We start from the raw sequence: 19131 nt of genomic DNA, 5'->3' as shown, positions 1-19131 counted from the left end.
TGCCTCCCCGTGTCGGTGGGGGAGCGACGCCGAGCGCGGCCGACCCTCCCCAGAGCCGGGAGCCATCATAGGTGCCGCCCGGAGCCGGGGAAACCCGCACCGTCCTCCTGTGGACACCGAGCGTGTCGTCCGTGGACGCTCAGTCCGGCGCGCCGCCGCCCTCCCGGTCCGTGCAGACCTGACCCGAGGTGGCGTACGAGTCGGTCGAGTAGACCGCCAGCACCGTGAAGCAGTAGTCCAGCTTCGCGCTCAGGCCGTTCACCGTGTACCGGGTCTGTCCGGCGTCCACAGTCGCCATCACCCCGAGCTTCTGCCCGGCCCGGCCACCCGCCACCACGAACGGCACCCCGCCGTTCGTCGGGTCGGTCCAGGTCACCGTCACTGTGGTGGCGTCGTCGCGCAGCTTCAGGTCACCCGGCGGCGGCCCGGCGACCTTCGGCGACGCGGCGCCGGACGCGGGCACCGGGGCAGGCGGCGCCGCCGCCTCCCGGTTCAGCACCACCGCGCCGACACCGACCGCCGCGATCACCGCGAGCACCGCACCCCCGACCACCAGGGCCAGCACCGTCCGGTTGCGGCCGTGCGCCGGTTCCTCCGCATCGGAGTACGCGGCCGGCGGCTGGTGGAACATCGGCGGGGTCGCCGGCCAGGTGCTCTGCTCCGGCTGGGCCGGCGGCTCCGGTCGTGTGGACTCGGGAAAGTCCAGCAGATCCTCGTAGATCGTCATCGGCCGGTTCGGCTCCGGCGCGTGCGGCTCCGGTTCGCCCGTCGCGTCGGCGGGCACCGGTTCGTCGTCGTCCGGCTCCGGGTCGGTGGGCCGGTCGACCGGCTGGGACGGGGCGGCGCTGCTCCACGGCGGCGCGACCATGCCCCAGGGCGGTACGGAGGAACCGCTGACCGGTGCGGCGCTGACCGGTGCCGCGGGCGGTCCGCTGACGGGTGGTGGATAGGTCCCGGGGGAGCGCTCACCGGTGGGTGCCCGGCGGGCGGCGCGCTGACCGGTGGCGGGTAGCCGCTCACCGGAACCCCGCTGACCGGGTACCCGGCCGGTCCGCTGACCGGGTATCCGGCCGGTCCGCTGACCGGCCGTCCGGGAGGGCCGCTGACGGGTGCTGGGTCGACGGGCGCGGCGCCGGTGGGCGGCGCGCTGATGTGGGGTGCGGTGGGCAGCGGTGCTCCGCCTGCCGGAGGTGCACCGGTGTCGGGCGTACCGAGGGTGCCCGACGCACCTGCGGAGAGGGTGCCCGGCTGCCTCACCCTCACGGTGGCGTCGGTGATCGGTGCACCATCCGAGCCGCCCCCACTCGTACCCGACGGGCTCACCGGCGGTCCGCTGACCGGGGACGTGCTCACCGGCGGTGCGCTCGCCGCGGGCGCGATCATCTCGGATGAGCCGGCCGGGGATGGGCCGGCGGAAGGCCGGTTAGCAGGGGATTCGCTGGCCGGTGGTGCGCTGACCGGGGTTCACCGGTGGAGGCGGTCGCTGCGGGCTTCGCCGAAGCGTCGCGCGCTGCCTTTGCGTTGCGCTCCGCCTCCTCTTCCAGCAGCGGGCCGATCTGCTGCACCTGAATCGTCGGCTTGTCCCAGCCCGGTCCACCGGGGACGGGCGGCGTGGTAGCGGCGCTGGGTACGCCCGTTTCGGCATCGGCCGCCCGGTCCGTGTCGGGACGCGGGGGAGCGGGGACGGTCTCGGTCGTCGGTGTCGCCGGTTGGGCCGGCGCCGGTCGGGGCGCCACGGGGGCCGAGGTGGGTGCCGCCGAGGTGGCAGCGGTCGGCACGGATTCCGCCACCGGAGGCACCGTCGAGCCCGCAGTGGTGCCCGGGACGGACGGGGTCGACGCCGGTGGGGTGACCGGCGGGACGACCGGAACGGCCGGCGGTGGTGGCAGGACACCACTCGCCGGCGACGGGACGCGCGGCGCCGGCGGCAGGACGGTCGGCGGAGGCGGTGGCAGGACTCCCTCAGCTGGCGTCCGCGACGTCGGCGAGGTGCCTCCGGTGGAGGGCGGCGTCTCGACGACCGGCGCTGCGGGCGGGGCCGGGATGACCGGCGGAGGCGGGAGCGGAGGCGTACCGGCCACGATCGGTGCCGGTGGTGGCGGGACCGGACGTGCGGGGGCGGACGGCGCCGAGACGGGCGGGACATGCGCTGCGGCGGCCGAGGACGCCGGGCCCGGCATCGGAGGCACGATCGGCCTCGCGGGCATCGGCACACCGGCCGTCGGTGCCGTCGTCGGCGTTCCCGGCGTTCCCGGCGTTCGCGGTGTTGCCGGCGTTGCGGCCGGGACTCCGGGGGTCGGCGGGGGCGCGGACGTGCCGGAGGTCGCCGGGTGTTGGGGTGCGGCAATCGGAGCGCGGGTTGGCACCGGCGTCACGCCGGGAGCGGCGGCCGGGCGACCGTACGTTCCCGGCGGAAGCGGGATGGCGCCTGGGGCGGCTGGTGGAACCGCGGTCACGCCCGGAGCGGGCGGAACCGGGGTGACACCGTGGGCCGGGGGTGCCGGGCGGACGCCGGGAGCCTTCGGGGCGGCCCCGGCAGTCGGCGGCATCGCCGGTGCGGTGGGTTCGACGGGCACTACCGGGAACCGGGAGGTGGCCTCTTCCGTGATGGGCGCGAACCGGGTCGTCGCCTCTGAGGCAGCCGGCGAGGGCGGCGCCCACGGACTCGCGGGTCCGTTCCCCCCGGCGGGGGAAGGGTGGTGCGGCGGGGCAGGCGGCACCGGGGGCGGAGGAATGATCGGCGCGGACTGAGGTGGCTTCCCGGCGTGGGGCGCGTGCGGTGCCGGGCCCGGGCGGGGAGCCCACTGTGAACCGGGTACCGGCGGATGCGCGGCGGGCGCACCCGGGGCGACGGGCCGGGGCGGAGCGGGGGCGTGCGGGTGCGGCGGTGTGATCGCCCGCAGCGAGACGGTGGGCTCGGACACGCCGTGCCCGGGGTACCCGGAGGAGACGGGACCGGGTCGGCCGGGCCGGACCGGGCCGGGGCTCCCGGGCAGCGCTGGATCGGCATGTCCGGGCACTGACGGATGAGGGTGCCCGGGACGGCCCGCATTCGGGTATCCGGGTGGGGCGGGGTGCGGTCCGGCAGCGGCGGCGGAGCCGCCGGGGGAGGGGCCATAGCCCGCGGGAGCGGCGGCGGAGCCGCCGAGGTACTGGCGGGCTGCGCGTACCGCGGGGTGGTCCGGACCGAGCACGGCGGACCCGGCGGTGGCCACGCGGCTGTAGTTGCGGCGGGCCTCGTGCCGGTTGCCCAGTTCCTCGGCCACCCCGGCGAGGTCGAAGCTGAGCGCGAGCATCAGCGGGTCGGCCTCGCCGCGGCGGCGCTCGCCGGCCGCGTAAGCCTCTTCGAGTACGCGCCGGGCGGCGGCCGGGTCGTCGGCCTCGCGGTGCAGCCGGGCCAGCAGGTGTCCGGTGGCCAGGACGTCCTGGTGGTCCTCGCCGTACGCCGGGCGGGCCGCGACGATCGCGTCGGCGAGCAGGCGGCGGGCGCTTGTCAGGTCACCCGCGGCGCGCAGCGCGAGGGCCTGGTGTTGAGTGGCGATCAACGGGGAGGGGTGGGACACGTGAGCAATGCTGCCCGGAATCGCCTGTTGCGCGCTACCCACCCGATCGTTGTGGCCGCTGACCTGCGCAAACGTGCCGCGCTGGAGCTGATGTGCATGATCGTTCTGGGCCGTGTACAGTAATGCCCCGTGCGGCCCGCCGGGCCGACCGATGCGGTGAGTAGCTCACATTGGTCGACCGGGTAGGCTGGTACGTGCAGGTCCGGGTGGCGGAATGGCAGACGCGCTAGCTTGAGGTGCTAGTGCCCGTATAGGGCGTGGGGGTTCAAGTCCCCCCTCGGACACATTATTTCCCCACGAAGCGTGATTTCTCTTCGCGTTTCGAGCAATCCCCGTCCCGTTGGGCGGGGATCTTTGCTGTCGTGGCGAGGAAGCTCGCCGCCGGGGTGAGCGGGTAGATCGCGGTCTCGGCTTCGATGGTCCACGCGTGGTGGTCACACACGATGATCATGTTGTTGGTGCGTAGGTAGGCGGCCAGCTTTTCCGGGTCGGGGCTGCGCAGTGCGGGATGGCGACGGTGTAGCCCGCGGTCGTGTCGAATCCTGTCCAGGAGATGGTCCTCTCGGACGTAGAAGGTCTTCTGTCGTCTCGATGAGGTGGGTCGGGTGCTGGTGTTGCCGTGTCGGCATCGGTAGCCGGGTCGGTCGTGGACCCAGTGGGAGTCCATGATTCGGCCGCACACGCCGCAGCAGATCACTCCGGCTAACACATAGCAGCGGGGGATGCCGTCGGCTGGGGTCGGCGCGGTGTGGATTGCCTGGACGGCGACGAAGCGTTCTTCGCTGACCAGCGGAGTATGCGCGATCTCGCGGGAGATGACCCAGTCAGTTGAGGCGCTCCACCGTTGGATCTCGTGGTGTCGATCGAAGGTTCCCTTGTCAGGGAGGGCATCACGGTCGGTGCGTTGACGGTTCCAGACCTGCCGCCCGGTGTAACGGGGGTTGGCCAGGATCGCCGCGACAGTGGTGAGCATCCATTGGCGGCCGCTGCGGTGGGGGTTACGCGCTGGGTCGGCGCTGGACGGGCACGGGACGCCGTTGTCGTTGAGGGCGCGGGCCATATTGGCCACGCTCCGGCCGGCGAGCCGCTGCTCGAAGATCCACCGGACGTGGGGTGCGGTGGCGGGGTCGGGTTCCAAACGGTGCAGGCGTCGTCCCCAGGCGGCGTGGGCGCGGTTCGGATGAGGGCCGGCGTCGGCGAGCCGGTAGCCGTAGGGTGGCCGGCCGCCGAGGTGTCGGCCCTGCAACTCTGCCTGAGCGCGCATGGCCGCGGCGGTGCGATGCCGGGCTCGGGACACCTCCCGCTGGGAGTGCACGCCGAGTAGGTCCAGCAACGCCAACTGTCGGGGGTTGTCGAAGTCCACCGGCCCGTAGGTTTCCGGTAGCCACAACTGCACGCCGTGCCTGAGCAAGGTGGGAGTCAACTGTTCAAGCTGCTGGCCGTGGAAGGCGCGCTCGTACTCACCGACGACGATCGCGTCGAAACCGCGTGCCGCGTCCGTCACCGCGGCGAGCAGCCGTGCCGCCTGCGGCCGGTCCGGCCAGGGCACTCGGCGGGAGACGCCCTCGTCGAAAAACTCCACCACGATCCGGCCATGACCGGCGACCAGGTCGCCGGCGTAGTTACGCTGCCACCGGCACGACGACGCCCGATCCTGAAACTCGACGGTGGACATCCGGCCGTAGAACGCGAACCGAATTCCGTCCGCGGACGGGGTGAACCGTTGTGGCCGTAGCTTCCGCTGCCCGGCGGCCCAGGCCGAAAGAGTGCTCCGTCCCGGGTTTGCCGTCGCCCTCGTCGCCATAGGACCCCCACGATCGGTGCGTCAACCCCGTCCTGGTTCCCACACCCAGAGTAAGGGGCCTCGGGCGACTCGTGCCGGTCGGTCATCCTTTCGGGTGATATGGATAGTCTCTAGGCGGCGCGGCTCATGCACAGCGCCATGCGGCGCAGCGTGGCAAGGGTCAAATAACCGTCGGGAAGGTGTCGACGAGGTATCGTTCCCTCGAGTTGGCGACGAACGGACCTAGACCGTGGTCGTGTCCTTGATCTGGAGGGCGACTGGCTTTGCGTAGTGCGGAAAGTTAGTCGCCGGGCACCCGTCGCACCTCTGCGTACCCGTGCTGCCGCACCAGGTTGACGACCAGTTGCGCTACGACTGGTACCCGCTCGTCGACCGCAGGAGCCGGGAACAGACGGTCCATCAATGCCAGACACCGTCGGCACGTTGGCGCGAACGCCGGTTGGCGGTGCCGGCTGACGGGTCCGCCGTCACCGCCGCCATCACCAACCAGGCCCGGCCGCACATCGTCGCCTGGGCCCAGACCGGTTCCTCGAGCGCAGCGAGGTCGTATCGACGAATGTCGCACACTGGATCCCGCTCGACTGCGGCCGTCACCTCCGCGAGAAACTCGACCAGCTTCGTCGTTTTCTCGATCGCAATCTGACTGAGAGTCACCCCGCATGTACCCCTTGTAAGTTCGCGGCAACGCCACAAGCTGCGCCGCCTTCAGCCAAGATCACAAAAGTGATCCCGCGCGTGCAGCGTGAGTCAACGGTCCGAGCAGGGGTGCAGCACGAAAATCGGATCCCGTCGCCACCTCGTCTCTGCGGTGTTCGCGGTCGGCGCCGCGATAGTCTGCAACGGATGAAGCCGTCGGCTCGAAGGTGAGGCTTGCCCGATGGGTGCCAGCTACGAACCGATGAGTCTGGCCAGGTTGGCCACCCATCTGGCATCCGCGGACACCGACCAGACTCGCTGGAAGCTCGTATGGGAGTTCCTCGAGGAGTACCGCTGGGAACCCGCAGAAACCAGGATCGACCTGTTGAGCGAGGAGCCTGGGCTGACCGGGGACTCTCGGTGGGATGCGCTACTTGCCGCAGTCGCGGAGCACCTGCTGGCTCAGGCAGATCTTGCTCCGCCCGCATGGGTCGACACACGCGTGCTGCGCCGGGCGTGGTTCCCGGCCGAGCTGGCCATCCACCGGGCCGACGCCCTGGCATGGGCCCCGGCTGCATTCCGAAAGCATGGCGTGTACCTGTCCGTTCACGACTTGGCTGCGGCGTGAGCGGGTCAGACGGCGTTCTGATGGGGCGCGCGGAACTCGAGCGCGCGTTCGCTCACCTGGGCGAGCGGCTTGTCCGTCGCGGGGTCGTCGCCGACATCTTCGTGGTGGGTGGTGCGGCGATGGCGCTCGCCTACGGTGCGAAACGGGTGACCAGGGACGTCGATGCGATGTTCGTCCCGCACGGAGTCGTCCTTGACGAGGCGCGTGCGGTGGCCGACGAACTAGTGTCCTGAGTCGTTAATTCGGCTGCAGTATGCGGCGAGGCTGTTGAGGATTTCGTCGGCGGTTCTGGTCCAGACGAACGGTCTCGGGTCGCTGTTCCAGGCGTCGATCCAGGTTTGGACGTCGGTTTCGAGGTCGGCGAGGCTGCGGTGGCTGGATCGGCGGAGTTTGCGGTTGGTCAGCTCGGCGAACCACCGTTCGACGAGGTTGAGCCACGACGCCGATGTCGGGGTGAAGTGCAGATGGAAGCGGGGATGCGCGGCCAGCCAGCGTTGCACGGCCGGGGTCTTGTGGGTGGCGTAGTTGTCCAGCACCAGGTGCAGATCCATCTCGGTGGGAGTGTTGGCGTCGATGACCTTCAGGAACTTCAGGAACTCCTGATGGCGGTGCCGGCGGTGCAGCTGCCCAATGACCTTGCCCGTGGCCGGATCGAACGCGGCGATCAGGCTGGCCACGCCATGACGAACGTAGTCATGGGTCTGCCGGGCCGGGACAGTGGGCATCATCGGCAGCATCGGCCGGGTCCGCTCCAGGGCCTGCATCTGGGACTTCTCATCGACGCACAGCACCATCGCTTTGACCGGCGGGTCCAGGTACAGGCCCACGACGTCACGGACCTTCTCCACGAACAACGGGTCAGCCGACAATTTCCACGTGTCCACCAGATGCGGCTTGAGACCGAACGCCCGCCAGATCCGCGACACGGCCGTCTGCGACAACCCGGTCTCCTTCGCCATCGACCGCGTCGACCAGTGACTGTCCTGATTGGTCGGCTGCCGTTCGAGGGTCTTGACGATCACCTCCTCGACCTGATCATCGGTGATCCGGCGAGGCGCCCCCGGCCGCGGCTCGTCGACCAGCCCTTCCAACCGACGCGCGAGGAAGCGGCTGCGCCACTTGCCCACCATGTCTCGCGACACCCCAAGCCGCTGCGCGACGTGCGTGTTCACCAGGCCATCGGCGCACAACAGCACGATCTTCGACCGCAAAGCCAACGCCTGCGACGACTTACCCCGCCGCGCCCACCGGGTCAGGCACACACGCTCGTCATCGGTCAGTTCCACCACGCCACGCGGACGACCAGCCATGCCAACAGCCTACTATCTGCTGCCGAACTAACGACTCAGAACACTAGTTCACCTATGTGAACACCGTCCGTGCACGAGGGGGAGGCGCGGCACTTGGAGGGCGCGGCGTGCGGTCCGCCGACCGGGCGTGGCAGGCCGTCGCCGGATTGGTGGCGGCCTGCCACGCGCCGCAGGTCCGGTGGGTCAGCCGGCGCGGCGCAGCCGGCCGAGCATGCCGGCGAGGTCCTGGACGAACAGTTCGTGGCGGAAGTAGTGGCCGCCCGGCACCTCGCGCCACTCGTGCGGAATGCCAGCCCGGCTGAGCGCTCCCCGGAACTCGCGCTGGCCCGCCAGTACCTGACCCTCGTTGATCGAGTCGAACCAGTTGACCGGGTCGGGTGACGTGCCGGTTGCCAGGAAGATCCGCTTGTTGCGGTAGCTCTCGATGCGCTCCATCGGGTTGTCCGCGCTGACCCGTGCCTCGTCCCATAGGGGCGCGCCGTACACGGTGCCGCCGCCGAGGTCGAGCGCGGCTGAGGTGATGTTCGCCCAGTGCACGACCAGGCCGAAGTCGCGGCGCAGGCTGGCCGGCCCGGAGTGGGAGCTGACCGAGCAGAAGTGGCCGTAGTACTTCGCCGTGTACTTGAGGGCGCCGAAGCCGCCCATCGAGAAGCCGGCCACGGCGCGGCCGTTGTACTCGGGGAATGTGCGGAAGTTGGCCTCGATCCAGGGGAGCAACTGGGCGATGTGGAACGTCTCCCAGTTGCGCGGCCCGACATTGGTGCTGACCGGGTTGCTGTACCAGCCAGTGGAGGCGTCCGGCATGACGACGATGATCTCGCGGCCCGCGGTGAGGTTGATGATGTTGTCCTGGAGGTGAAACGTGCGGAAGTCCGCGTTGCCGCCGTGCAGCAGATATAACACCGGGTAACGCTTGCGGCTGGTGTGGTAGCCGTCGGGCAGCAGCACGTTCACCGCCGGATCCCACTCGATCGCGTCGGTGGCGAAACGGTAGTACTGCAACCGGCCGCCGTTCTCGTTGCGGTCGACGATGCGCAGGCCGTACCCGTTGACGGCGGCATTGGCCGCGGACGGCGCGGTGAAGGCGCCGGCGAGGGAGCCGGTCGCCGCGACCGCGGCGGCGCCGGTGAGCAGCCGCCGGCGGCTCACGGTAGGGGAGATGTTCCGGTCGTGCGGCATGGTTCCTCCTGGGGCTCAGAGTGTGGTTTCGCTGGTGAGGCCGAAGTAGTCGTGCCATTTGGTGCTGGGGGCGAATGTGGTGCCGGTGGAGAGTGCGACGTAGACGTCGTTGGTGGTGCCTTTGGTGAAGACGACGAGGTCGTCTTTGCCGTCGCCGTTGGCGTCGGCGAGGTAGGGGAATTCGCCGGGTAGGCAGAAGAAGTCGTGCCATTTGATCGTGGTTCCGGTGAAGGTGGTGCCGGTGGAGGTGGCGGCGTAGACGTCGGCGTCGGTGTTGCAGGTGAAGGTGACGATGTCGTCGCGGCCGTCGCCGTTGATGTCGCCGACCCGGGGCTGCTCGGCGCCGACGGCGAACAGGTCGTGCCATTTCTGCGGTGCCCCGAAACCATTGCCGGTGGACAGGGCGACGATGACGTCGGCGGCGGTGGCGGGGCCTTGGGTGAAGGTGATGATGTCGTCGCGGCCGTCGCCGTTGACGTCGCCGAGGGCGGGGAACTCCCCGGCGATGGAGAAGTAGTCGTGCCACTTCACGGCGGTGCCGGTGAAGGAGGTGCCGGTGGACAGGGCGACGTAGACGTCGGCGTTGGTGTCGTGGGTGAAGGTGATGATGTCGTCGCGGCCGTCGCCGTTGACGTCGCCGACGGCGGGGACTTCGGTGCCGGGGGCGAACCAGTCGTGCCATTTCGCGGATGCGGCGAAGGATGTGCCGGTGGACAGGGCGACGTGGACGTCGGCGGTGGTGCCGTGGGTGAACACGATCGCGTCGTCTCGTCCGTCGCCGTTGACGTCTCCGGTCAGGGGGGTCTCTCCGGACAGGGCGAACCAGTCGTGCCACTTCACCGACGTGCCCGCGAACGACGAACCCGTCGACGTGGCCACATACGCGTCGGCCAGCGCACCGTGGGTGAACGCGACCACGTCATCCCGACCGTCACCGGTGAAATCCGTCGGCGAACCACCGAAATAGCGGGGCGCGGGCGGCGGCGGTGGCGTGCCGCAGTTGTCGCTGACCAGGAACCGCTGGTTGTATTGGCCGGGATACGGCGCGAGCGAGACGCCGTTGATCGAGATGACCTGGCCGACACCGTTGTAGAGCTGCTCGTAGTGCACGTGCGCGCCGGAGGAGTTGCCGGTGCTGCCGGTGATCCCGATCTGCTGGCCCTGCTGCACGTAGGCGCCGTCGGGCACCGAGTAGGCGCTGAGGTGGAAGTAGTAGGTGGTCCATCCGCCGCCGTGGTCGATGACGATGTAGTTGCCGGCGCCGCTGGGCTGCGAGTAGCGCCGGGCCACTCCGGCGGCGGACGCCATCTGGGGCGTACCGCCTGTGACACCGCCGTCGGCACGGACGAAGTCCAGCGCCTGCCGCACCTCGGCGCTGTGGTGGCTGTACGTCCACCGCTGCCCGCAGGGGAACGGTGCCTTGAAGTTGGGCGCGGCGAGTGCCGGTGACGGGGTGACCGTCACCGCGGTGAGGATGGCCGCGGCCAGGGTGAGCAGCGCGACGAGGGCGCGACGGGCGGCACGTTTCGGGAACCTGGACATGCGGTGACTCCTCACCGGAGGGGATGCGCGGTCGGGAAGCGGCGCGTCGGCGCGTCGGGGCAAGGGACGTGACCCCGATGGGCGCGGGCCCTGACAGGTCACATCGGAGGAGGCGGCGTCTCGTCTCGATCGGCGGGACGGGCGGCGCTGAGGAGAAGTGAAACCGCACACTTCGGCGTCTGTCAATACCCGCCGGGGTGGTCAGGTCGGCGGAAAACTTCCTTCGTCGGCGGCTCCGCAGGGCGTCACCCGCCCGACCCGGGGGCGCCGGCCGGGGAAAGCCGGAGCGAAGGTATTGACAACGGTGGAAGCCTGACGGTTGACTCGCCAGCAATCGATTTCTCGACGCTCTCACGGCCGTTCGGAAGGGACACCGATGAGGCTTCGCATCCCCCGTTGGGCCGGCGCCGCGGCAGCCGCGCTGGTGGCCCTGGCCGTCCCCGCGACCTCGTCCGCCGCCATACCGGTCGCCGCTCCCGCTCTCGCCGTCGCCGACGACAAGGGGCCGATCGGCTGGGACGCCTACCGCCGGCTCGACCGCCTGCCGGAGCTGGCCGCCGGCACCCGTACCCACCAGTTCTCCAGCTTCGGCCGCGACGGCTCCAACGACGACGGCTTCGTCGGCACCTGGTCCTGCCTGCGCCAGAGCGACGGATGCGTGATCGCCGAGGCGCGCGGCCCGGGCGAGGTGCAGTCGATCTGGTTCACCCGCGACGAGGGCAACGTCCGCGCCACCGGCTGGATCCGCGTCGAACTCGACGGCGTCGTGGTCGTCCAGGCCGACCTCCAGGACCTGGTGGACGGGCGGCTCGGCAGCCCGTTCGTCGCGCCGCTCGTCAGCAACGCCGACCAGACGTCCGGCGGCGTCACGGTCAAGGTGCCCATGCCCTACCGGGAGTCCATGCGGATCACCACCCAGCACAACCCGCTGTTCCATCACGTCACCTACCGCACCTTCGCCGACGCGGCAGGGGTGTCCCGGTTCGACCCGGACGACCCGGCCACCGACGTGGTCGCGCTGCTGCGCGCCGCCGGCACCCGCGACCCGAAGCCCGCCCAGGCCGGCGCCGCCACCATCCGCGCCACAGTCACCGCCCCGGCGCAGGGGCAGGTGTCGCTGGCCGCCCTGACCGGCCCGCGGGCGATCACCGCGCTGCGGCTGCGCGTACCGGACGCCGCGGCCGGGGCGCCGACGCTCGCCGGGCTGCGGCTGCGGATGACGTTCGACGGACGTACGACAGTGGACAGCCCGGTCGGCGAGTTCTTCGGCGCCGGGCTGGGCGAGCGCACCGTACGGTCGCTGATGTTCGCCATGGACTCCGCGCCGGGCGGCTGGTACAGCGCATGGTGGCCGATGCCGTTCCGCACCGCCGCCGCCGTGACGCTCGTCAACACGACGAGCACCGCAGTCGGCGGCGTCGAGGTCGAGGTGACGTCGGCGCCCGGCGCCGAGTGGACGTCCCGGCTCGCCGCCGACGGCAGCGCCGGTTACTTCACCACCCAGTCACGCCGCGCCGAGACGGTCGGCGGCGCGGACTGGATCATCGCCGACCAGTCCGGCCGGGGCCGGTTCGTCGGCGTCTCGCAGACCATGCGGGGCCACATCATCGGCGGCAACACCCGCAACTACCTGGAGGGCGACGAGCGGGTGCACGTGGACGGCTCGCCCACGCCGCAGATCTACGGCACCGGCACCGAGGACTTCTACGAGTCGGGCTGGTACTTCAACCGCGGCGAGTACAGCGGTGTCTTCACCGGCAACACCGCGCACCTGGTCCGCGGCGGCGGATGCGCCGACGAGTGCGACGCCGCCTACCGGCTGATGATCGGCGACGCGGTGGCGTACGGCACCGCGCTGCGCTTCGGCATCGAGCACGGACCGGCCAACGACATGCCCGCCGAGTACGCCTCGACCGCGTTCCTCTACACCCAGCGCACCGTCACCACGCGCCGGACCGACACCGTCGTCACCGGCGACGCCGCCAGCCGCGCCGCGCACGCGTACACCGACTCCCCGGCGACCCAGACCGCGCTCACCGCCGCCTTCGAGGGCGACGACGACAACGTCCCGCAGACCGGCCAGGTCCGCGCCACCACCGCCCCGGTCCGCTTCCGGCTGGCGATCGACCCGGCCAACCAGGGGGTACGGCTGCGCCGCCACGGTGACCAGGCCGGTGGCTACCAGCAGGCGGCCGTGTCGGTGGACGGCACACCGGCCGGGGTGTGGCTCCAGCCGCTGGGCAACGACAGGCAGCGCTGGCTGGCCGACGAGTTCGTGCTGCCCGCGGCGCTGACGGCGGGCCGGTCGGCGGTGACCGTCCAGCTCACCCCAGCGAGCGGCGCGCCGGCCTGGACCGCCGTCCGATACCTGGCCGACAGCATGGTCGCGGCGTTCACCGACACCGTCGCCCCGGCACCGGTCGCCGGTCTCGCCCTGTCCGGCGGGCGCGTGCACGCGCTGGGCCTGACCTGGTCCCCCTCCGCCGACGACGTCGGCGTGGTCTCCTACCGCGTCTACGCGTCCCGGAACCCGGGGGTGGCGATCACCGCCGCCAACCTGGTCGGCACCACACGTGCCACCACGTTCCGGCACGGTCCGCTGCCGGCCGCGCAGACCCGCTACTACCGGGTCGTTGCCGTCGACGGGTCGGGCAACGCCGCCGCGCCCTCGGCCGAGGTGTCGGCCACCACCCGTACCCGCAACACCAGCGACGCCGACGGCGACCGCCGCGACGACGCCGTCGACTTCACCCGAGGCGCCGCCGCCGACGTGTTCACGTCGCTCTCCGACGGCACCCGGTTCGTGCCGGACAGCCGGCCGTGGAACGACTTCTTCGCGGTCGGCGCGGAGGTGCCGCTCACCGGCGACGTCAACGGCGACGGCCGCGCGGACGTCATCACGTTCACCCGTGGCGACAGCGCCGACGTCTACGTCGGGCTCTCCACCGGCTCCGGATACTCCGCCGGGATCAAGTGGCACGACTTCTTCGCCGCCGGCGCCGAGATCCCGGCGGTCGGCGACGTCAACGGCGACGGCCGCGCCGACATCATCACCTTCACTCGCGGCGCCGCCGCCGACGTCTACGTGGCGCTCTCCACCGGCTCCGGCTTCGGACCCGGCGTCAAGTGGCACGACCACTTCGCGCTCGGCGACGAGTTCCCGGCGGTGGGCGACGTGGACGGGGACGGGCGGGACGACATCGTGACCTTCACCAGGGGCACGACCGGCGACGTGTTCGTGTCGCTGTCCGACGGCACCCGCTTCGTGGAGGACGGCTGGAAGTGGCACGACAGCTTCGCCGTCGGCGACGAGCTGCCGACGGTGGGCGACGTGGACGGTGACGGTCGGGACGACGTCGTGACGTTCACCAGGGGCACGACCGGTGACGTGTTCGTGTCGCTCTCCGACGGCACCCGCTTCGTGCAGAGCTCCTGGAAGTGGCACGACCACTTCGCGTTCGGCGACGAGCTGCCCGGGGTGGGGGACTTCAACGGCGACGGGCGGGCCGACGTGGTCGCGTTCACCAGGGGCCCGACCGCCGACGTGTTCGTCTCGCTCTCCACCGGCGGTGGATTCGGGCCACCGGGAAACCGCTGGCACGACCGGTTCGCACCCGGCACCGACCTGCCCCGCCCGAGCGTATCGTGATGCGCGCCCGGCGTGCCCTCGCGGCGCTCCTGCTCGGGGTGGCCCTGGTGGCGGTCCCGGCCGGACCGGCAGCGGCCGACGACCCGGTCCGGTTCGAGGCCGAGTCGCTCGCCGTCGTTTCCGCCACCGCGCCGGTCGGCGCGCAGGCCGACTGCTGCGGGGTGAGCTGGTCCGGCGGACGGCAACTGTGGTTCCGGGGCGCCCGCGCCGGCGACGCGGTGACCCTCACGCTGCCGTCGGTGCCGGCCGGGCAGTACGACCTCGGCGCGGTCCTCACCCGGGCCGGCGACTACGGCACGCTGCGCTTCGCCGTCGACGGGGTGGCGGTCGGCCAGCTCTTCGACGGGTACGCGGGCGCGGTGCAGCGCACAGGGGCGGTGCCGCTGGGCTCGGCGTCGCTGACGGCCGGCACGCACCGCCTCACCGTCACGGTGACCGGCCGGTCCGCGTCCTCCACCGGCTTCTTCGCCGGGCTGGACACGGTGACGCTGCGTCGCGTCGGCCCGCTCGCGGCGGTCACCACCACGCCGTACGAGACGCTCGGCGAGACACCGGCGCGGGGCGCGTCCACGCGCGTCTACGACCCGAGCGCCGGGGAGTCGACGACCTGGTACTACAACGACCACACGCTGGTGCGGCACGAGCAGACCGGCGTGTGGCATCTGTTCGGCATCACCCACGCCGAACCCGGCGCGCCGCAGGACGAGAAGGTCTTCGGGCACGCCACCGCGCCCACCCCGACCGGCCCGTGGACGAAACGGCCGGTGGCGCTGGCGGCCGACCCCGGGGCCGGGGAGCAGTGGATCTGGGCCCCGCACGTCGTCCACCACAACGGCGTCTACTACATGTTCTACGCGGCCGGGAACCCGGACTACGCCCGGTACCGCATGCACCTGGCCACCTCGACCGACCTGTTCACCTGGACCCGCAGCTCCGCCAACCCGCTGTTCATCGACGGGTGGGAGGGCCGCGACCCGATGGTGACCCGGGCCGGCGAGCGCTGGGTCATGTACTACACGGCCACGTCGAGCCCGTCCGGCGGCAACCATGTCGTGGCGTACCGGACCAGCACCGATCTGCGTTCGTGGAGCGGCCGCGCGATCGCGTACACCTCGCCGTACACCGGCCGGGCGGGCGGGCAGACGGAGTCGCCGTTCGTGGTGCGCCGGGGGGAGTGGTGGTACCTGTTCGTCTGCTGCGACGGCACCGACTACGGCGCCGCGTACCGGCGGACGGCCGTCTACCGCAGCCGCGACCCCCTGCGCTTCGACGGCGCGGAGAAGGTGACGGTGCTGGACGCGCACGCCGCCGAGGTCGTGGTGGACGGCTCCAACTGGTACCTGACCCACGCCGGCTGGGGTCAGGGCGGGCTCTGGCTGGCGCCGTTGACCTGGTCTACCGGTGTGGTGGCCCGGGGCTGGACGGTGACCACCGGATTCCTACGCGCCGACGTGCGCACCTGGCCGAACGCCCGGATCGCCGAGCTGGCGGTGGACCCGGCCGGCGCCGGCAACCACCGTCCCGCGCTCGACTCGTCGCACCGGGGCACCGGCCCGTACCTCGCCGTCGGCCGGTTCGACGTGACCGACCGGGCCGGGGCGCCGGCCCGGGTCGACGTGTCGGCCGACGGCTCCCGGATCAACCTGGTCGGCATCCCGTTCGGCGACGAGCCGGTCACCGCCGACTGGCTGCTCACCGTGACGCCCCGGTGGACCGGTCCCGGGTTGCAGAGCGACGTCACCTGGTCGGTGAACGGGTGGCCGACCGCCGCGGTGTGGGAGGTGGCGTTCAACATCGACGGCGCGTCGCCGCTGGTCGGCGACCCTGTGGCGGAGGTGCGGCCGACAGGTGACGTCACCGGCATGCCCCGCTGGACGATGAGCACCGGCGACGGGCTCTCGGTGGTCGCGGCGCACCGGTGGGGGTCGGCCTGGCGCGGGGACAACACCTGGTACGACGCCGGCCACGCGATGGCGGCCTGGCAGCCGCTGTGGCGCTCCGGCGGCCTGTCCTGGGCGCCCGGCCAGTACGCGGGCGGCACCTGGCGCCTGACCGCGAGCGGGGTCCGGCGGGACGTGCCGTTCGCCGACGCCGCGCACGCCGCGATCAACGCGATCCCATGACCGGCGTGGACACCCGCGACGCGCCCGGCCCGAGCGGCCGGGTGGTGGTCGCGGCGACCGGTGTGGCCAAGCGGTTCGGCGGCGTGACGGCGCTCGACGGCGTCGACTTCGACGTACGGGCGGGCGAGGTGCACGCGCTGCTGGGCGAGAACGGCGCGGGCAAGTCCACTCTGATCAACGTCCTGTCCGGCGTGATCACCGACTACGACGGAGAAGTCGCAGTCGACGGGACGCCGGTACGGTTCACCGGCCCGGCCGCCGCCCAGGCCGCCGGGATCGCGACCATCCACCAGGAACTCGACCTGGTGCCCGCGCTGTCGGTGGCCGACAACCTCGTGCTCGGGCGGGAGCCCCGGACCCGGCTGCGCACAGTCGACCGGCGGGCCGCGGCCCGTACTGCGCGCGAACACCTGGACCGGCTCGGCGCCGACATCGACCCGCGCCGCCCGGTCGGCTCACTGCGCGTCGGCGAGCAGCAGCTCGTCGAGATCGCCAAGGCGCTCGCCCTGGACGCCCGCGTCCTCGTCATGGACGAGCCGACGGCCGCCCTCGCCGACGGGGAGGTACGCCGGCTGTTCACCACCATCGGCGGCCTGCGCCGGCGGGGCGTCGGCGTCGTCTACATCTCCCACCGGATGGAGGAGATCGAGGTCGTCGCGGACCGCGCGACGGTGCTGCGCAACGGTTCCGTAGCCGGTGTCGTACCGGCCGGCCGGATGGACCGGCGGCGGATCGTGGCGATGATGGTCGGCGGCCGGGCCGCGTCGCTGTTCGAGCCCGCCCCGGCGGAGGTGGCCGACGCTCCCGGCCCGCCGCCCGGATCGGCCGGCGGCGACCCGTTGCTGCACGTCACCGACCTGGCCGTGCGGCCCCGGGCGCCCCGGCCCGGCCGCTGCGACCCGGACGGCATCAACCTGACCGTGCGGGCCGGCGAGATCGTCGGCCTGGCCGGGCTGATGGGCGCCGGACGTACCGAACTGCTGGAGACCCTGTTCGGCGCCGGGCCCGCGGGTCGCCGCACCGGCACGGTGCTGCTGGCCGGCCGCCCGTACGCGCCGCGCCGGCCCCGCGCGGCGCTGCGCGCCGGCGTCGGCTTCGTCCCCGAGGACCGGCGCCGCTCCGCGCTGGTCCTGGACCACCCGGTCGGCCGGAGCATCGTGCTGGCCGCCCTGTCCAGGCTGACCTCGGCCGGGTTCGTCAGCCGCGGCCGGGAACGGGCGGCCGTCGCGCGGTCGGTCACCGATCTGGCGATCAAGACGGCGTCGGCGGCCACGCCGGTCGGCGCGCTCTCCGGCGGCAACCAGCAGAAGGTCGTCTTCGCCCGCCACCTGCTCACCGAGCCGCGGCTGCTCCTGCTGGACGAGCCGACCCGCGGCGTCGACATCGGGGCGAAGGCGGAGATCTACCGGCTGCTGCGCCGGCTCGCCGGCGACGGCATTGGCATCCTGCTCGCCTCCTCGGAACTGCCCGAGCTGCTCGGCGTCTGTGACCGGGTGGTGGTGCTGCGCCGCGGCCGGGCCGTTGCCGACCTCGCCACCGGCGGCTGCACCGCCGAGGACGTCCTCGCGGCGGCGATGGGCGGCCCGGCCGCCGGAAGGGACGACCGATGACCGACACCCGCGTGCCGCCGCCCGAGCCGGCAGTGACCGGGCCGGCCGCCGGTACGGCCGGACTGCGCGGCGCGACAGCCCACTGGCTGCGCCGGCCGCGCAGCCGCCGGGAACTCGCCGACCGGCTCTTCGCGGTGCAGAGTCTCTTCGCGCTGCTCGTGGTCTTCGTGGTGGCGGTCCTCGCCTCCCCGCGCCGCGACGGCGAGATCCTCTTCCTCACCGCCGGCAACCTGGGGAACATCGTCCGCGCGGTGTCGGAGATCGGCATCATCGCGATCGGGATGACGTTCGTCGTCCTGCTGGGCGGCATCGACCTGTCGGTCGGGGCGATCCTCGGTCTGTCGGCGGTCGGCACCGCGACGCTCATGGTCGACTCCGGGCTCGGCATCCTGCCCGCCGTCGCCGCGGTGCTCGCGATCGGCGCCCTGTTCGGCGCGCTCCAGGGGTACGCCGTGGCCCGCCTCGGCATCCAGTCGTTCATCGTGACACTGGCCGGTCTCCAGGTCGCCCGAGGCATCGCCCGGATATGGTCCGGCGGCCTCGGCATCCCGATCGCCTACGGCGACGGACCCCAGGAGGCGCCGCCCGCCTTCGAACTGCTGAACGGCTCGATAAACGGTGTGCTCCCGGTGCCGGCGGTGCTGTTCGTCCTGATCGGGGTGGCCGCTGTCGTGGTGCTGCGGACGACGGCGTTCGCCCGGCACGTCTACGCGATCGGCGGCAACGAGAAGGCGGCCCGGCTCTCCGGCGTGCCGGTGACGCGGGTCAAGGTCGCCGTGTTCGCCGTCGCGGGCCTCCTGGCGGCGGTGGCCGGCGTGGTCCACGCGGGACAGCTCAACCAGGGCAGCCCGAACGACGGCGCCGGATACGAGCTGGACGCGATCGCCGCTGTCGTCATCGGCGGCACCAGCCTGGCCGGTGGCTCCGGCTCGATGGGCGGCACCCTGGCCGGTGCGCTGCTGCTCGGCATCCTCAACAACATCCTCGCGCTCAACAACATCGACGCCAACGTCCAGCTGCTGATCAAAGGACTGGTGATCGTGCTCGCGGCGGCGTTGCAGAAGCTGCGCCGCGGCCTCGCCTGACC

At 72.1% G+C, this 19131-nt stretch carries 13 protein-coding genes and 1 tRNA gene; 6 read left to right on the top strand and 8 right to left on the bottom strand.

All coding sequences use genetic code 11. The features are described from left to right. Nucleotides 1-139: 139 nt before the first annotated feature. The gene (locus KSK32_RS34880) at nt 140-868 is read right to left on the bottom strand and encodes a fibronectin type III domain-containing protein (protein ID WP_216928036.1); all 729 of its coding nucleotides are present in this window, start codon (nt 866-868) and stop codon (nt 140-142) included. 511 nt (nt 869-1379) lie between these two features. Beyond that, the gene (locus tag KSK32_RS34875) at nt 1380-3563 is read right to left on the bottom strand and encodes a tetratricopeptide repeat protein (protein ID WP_374226686.1); all 2184 of its coding nucleotides are present in this window, start codon (nt 3561-3563) and stop codon (nt 1380-1382) included. A gap of 200 nt (nt 3564-3763) precedes the next feature. Here KSK32_RS34875 and KSK32_RS01175 point away from each other — a divergent pair. Continuing rightward, nucleotides 3764-3847 (top strand) — tRNA-Leu (locus tag KSK32_RS01175). A 2-nt stretch (nt 3848-3849) separates the two neighbouring features. On the opposite strand, the gene KSK32_RS01170 is transcribed toward KSK32_RS01175, so the two are convergent. Then, nucleotides 3850-5367: a recombinase family protein gene (locus KSK32_RS01170; protein WP_256451492.1), complete on the bottom strand. Its 1518-nt coding sequence runs from the start codon at nt 5365-5367 to the stop codon at nt 3850-3852. Nucleotides 5368-5766: 399 nt separating this feature from the next. After that, on the bottom strand, nt 5767-6021 hold the full coding sequence (locus KSK32_RS01165; RefSeq protein WP_216928034.1) for a hypothetical protein: 255 nt from the start codon (nt 6019-6021) through the stop codon (nt 5767-5769). 223 nt (nt 6022-6244) lie between these two features. Between KSK32_RS01165 and KSK32_RS01160 the strand changes: the two genes are divergently transcribed. Next, on the top strand, nt 6245-6631 hold the full coding sequence (locus KSK32_RS01160) for a hypothetical protein (protein WP_216928033.1): 387 nt from the start codon (nt 6245-6247) through the stop codon (nt 6629-6631). 5 nt (nt 6632-6636) lie between these two features. Here the strand turns inward: KSK32_RS01160 and KSK32_RS01155 are convergent, their stop codons facing one another. The 4 genes from KSK32_RS01155 to KSK32_RS01140 form a co-directional block, all read right to left on the bottom strand. Further along, the gene (locus KSK32_RS01155; RefSeq protein WP_216928032.1) at nt 6637-6813 is read right to left on the bottom strand and encodes a hypothetical protein; all 177 of its coding nucleotides are present in this window, start codon (nt 6811-6813) and stop codon (nt 6637-6639) included. Between the two features lie 39 nt (nt 6814-6852). Then, on the bottom strand, nt 6853-7941 hold the full coding sequence (locus tag KSK32_RS01150) for an IS630 family transposase (RefSeq protein ID WP_216928031.1): 1089 nt from the start codon (nt 7939-7941) through the stop codon (nt 6853-6855). Between the two features lie 183 nt (nt 7942-8124). Continuing rightward, nucleotides 8125-9120, bottom strand: a complete 996-nt coding sequence (locus KSK32_RS01145) for an alpha/beta hydrolase family protein (protein ID WP_216928030.1) — start codon at nt 9118-9120, stop codon at nt 8125-8127. Between the two features lie 15 nt (nt 9121-9135). Then, nucleotides 9136-10662 (bottom strand): VCBS repeat domain-containing M23 family metallopeptidase, encoded by a 1527-nt coding sequence (locus KSK32_RS01140; RefSeq protein ID WP_216928029.1) that lies wholly within the window; start codon nt 10660-10662, stop codon nt 9136-9138. A 376-nt stretch (nt 10663-11038) separates the two neighbouring features. Here KSK32_RS01140 and KSK32_RS01135 point away from each other — a divergent pair, with 376 nt between their 5' ends. From KSK32_RS01135 to KSK32_RS01120, 4 genes are read left to right on the top strand one after another with little or no spacing between them, the layout of a single operon-like run. Continuing rightward, entirely contained in the window at nt 11039-14311 is a 3273-nt protein-coding gene (locus tag KSK32_RS01135; RefSeq protein ID WP_216928028.1) for a DUF2961 domain-containing protein, read from the top strand. Next, nucleotides 14311-16434, top strand: a complete 2124-nt coding sequence (locus tag KSK32_RS01130; RefSeq protein WP_216928027.1) for a family 43 glycosylhydrolase — start codon at nt 14311-14313, stop codon at nt 16432-16434. Before KSK32_RS01135 ends, KSK32_RS01130 begins: the two co-directional genes overlap by 1 nt. Then, nucleotides 16431-18044: a sugar ABC transporter ATP-binding protein gene (locus tag KSK32_RS01125; protein ID WP_216928026.1), complete on the top strand. Its 1614-nt coding sequence runs from the start codon at nt 16431-16433 to the stop codon at nt 18042-18044. The genes KSK32_RS01130 and KSK32_RS01125 overlap by 4 nt, the downstream gene beginning before the upstream one ends. Next, the gene (locus KSK32_RS01120; protein WP_216928025.1) at nt 18041-19129 is read left to right on the top strand and encodes an ABC transporter permease; all 1089 of its coding nucleotides are present in this window, start codon (nt 18041-18043) and stop codon (nt 19127-19129) included. The genes KSK32_RS01125 and KSK32_RS01120 overlap by 4 nt, the downstream gene beginning before the upstream one ends. The last annotated feature ends 2 nt before the right edge of the window (nt 19130-19131 follow it).

Origin of the sequence: Micromonospora sp. WMMB482 (assembly GCF_019038635.1) — a bacterium.
In the GTDB taxonomy this organism is placed as follows: Bacteria; Actinomycetota; Actinomycetes; order Mycobacteriales; family Micromonosporaceae; genus Micromonospora; species Micromonospora marina.
This window is presented reverse-complemented; position numbering and strand designations above follow the sequence as displayed.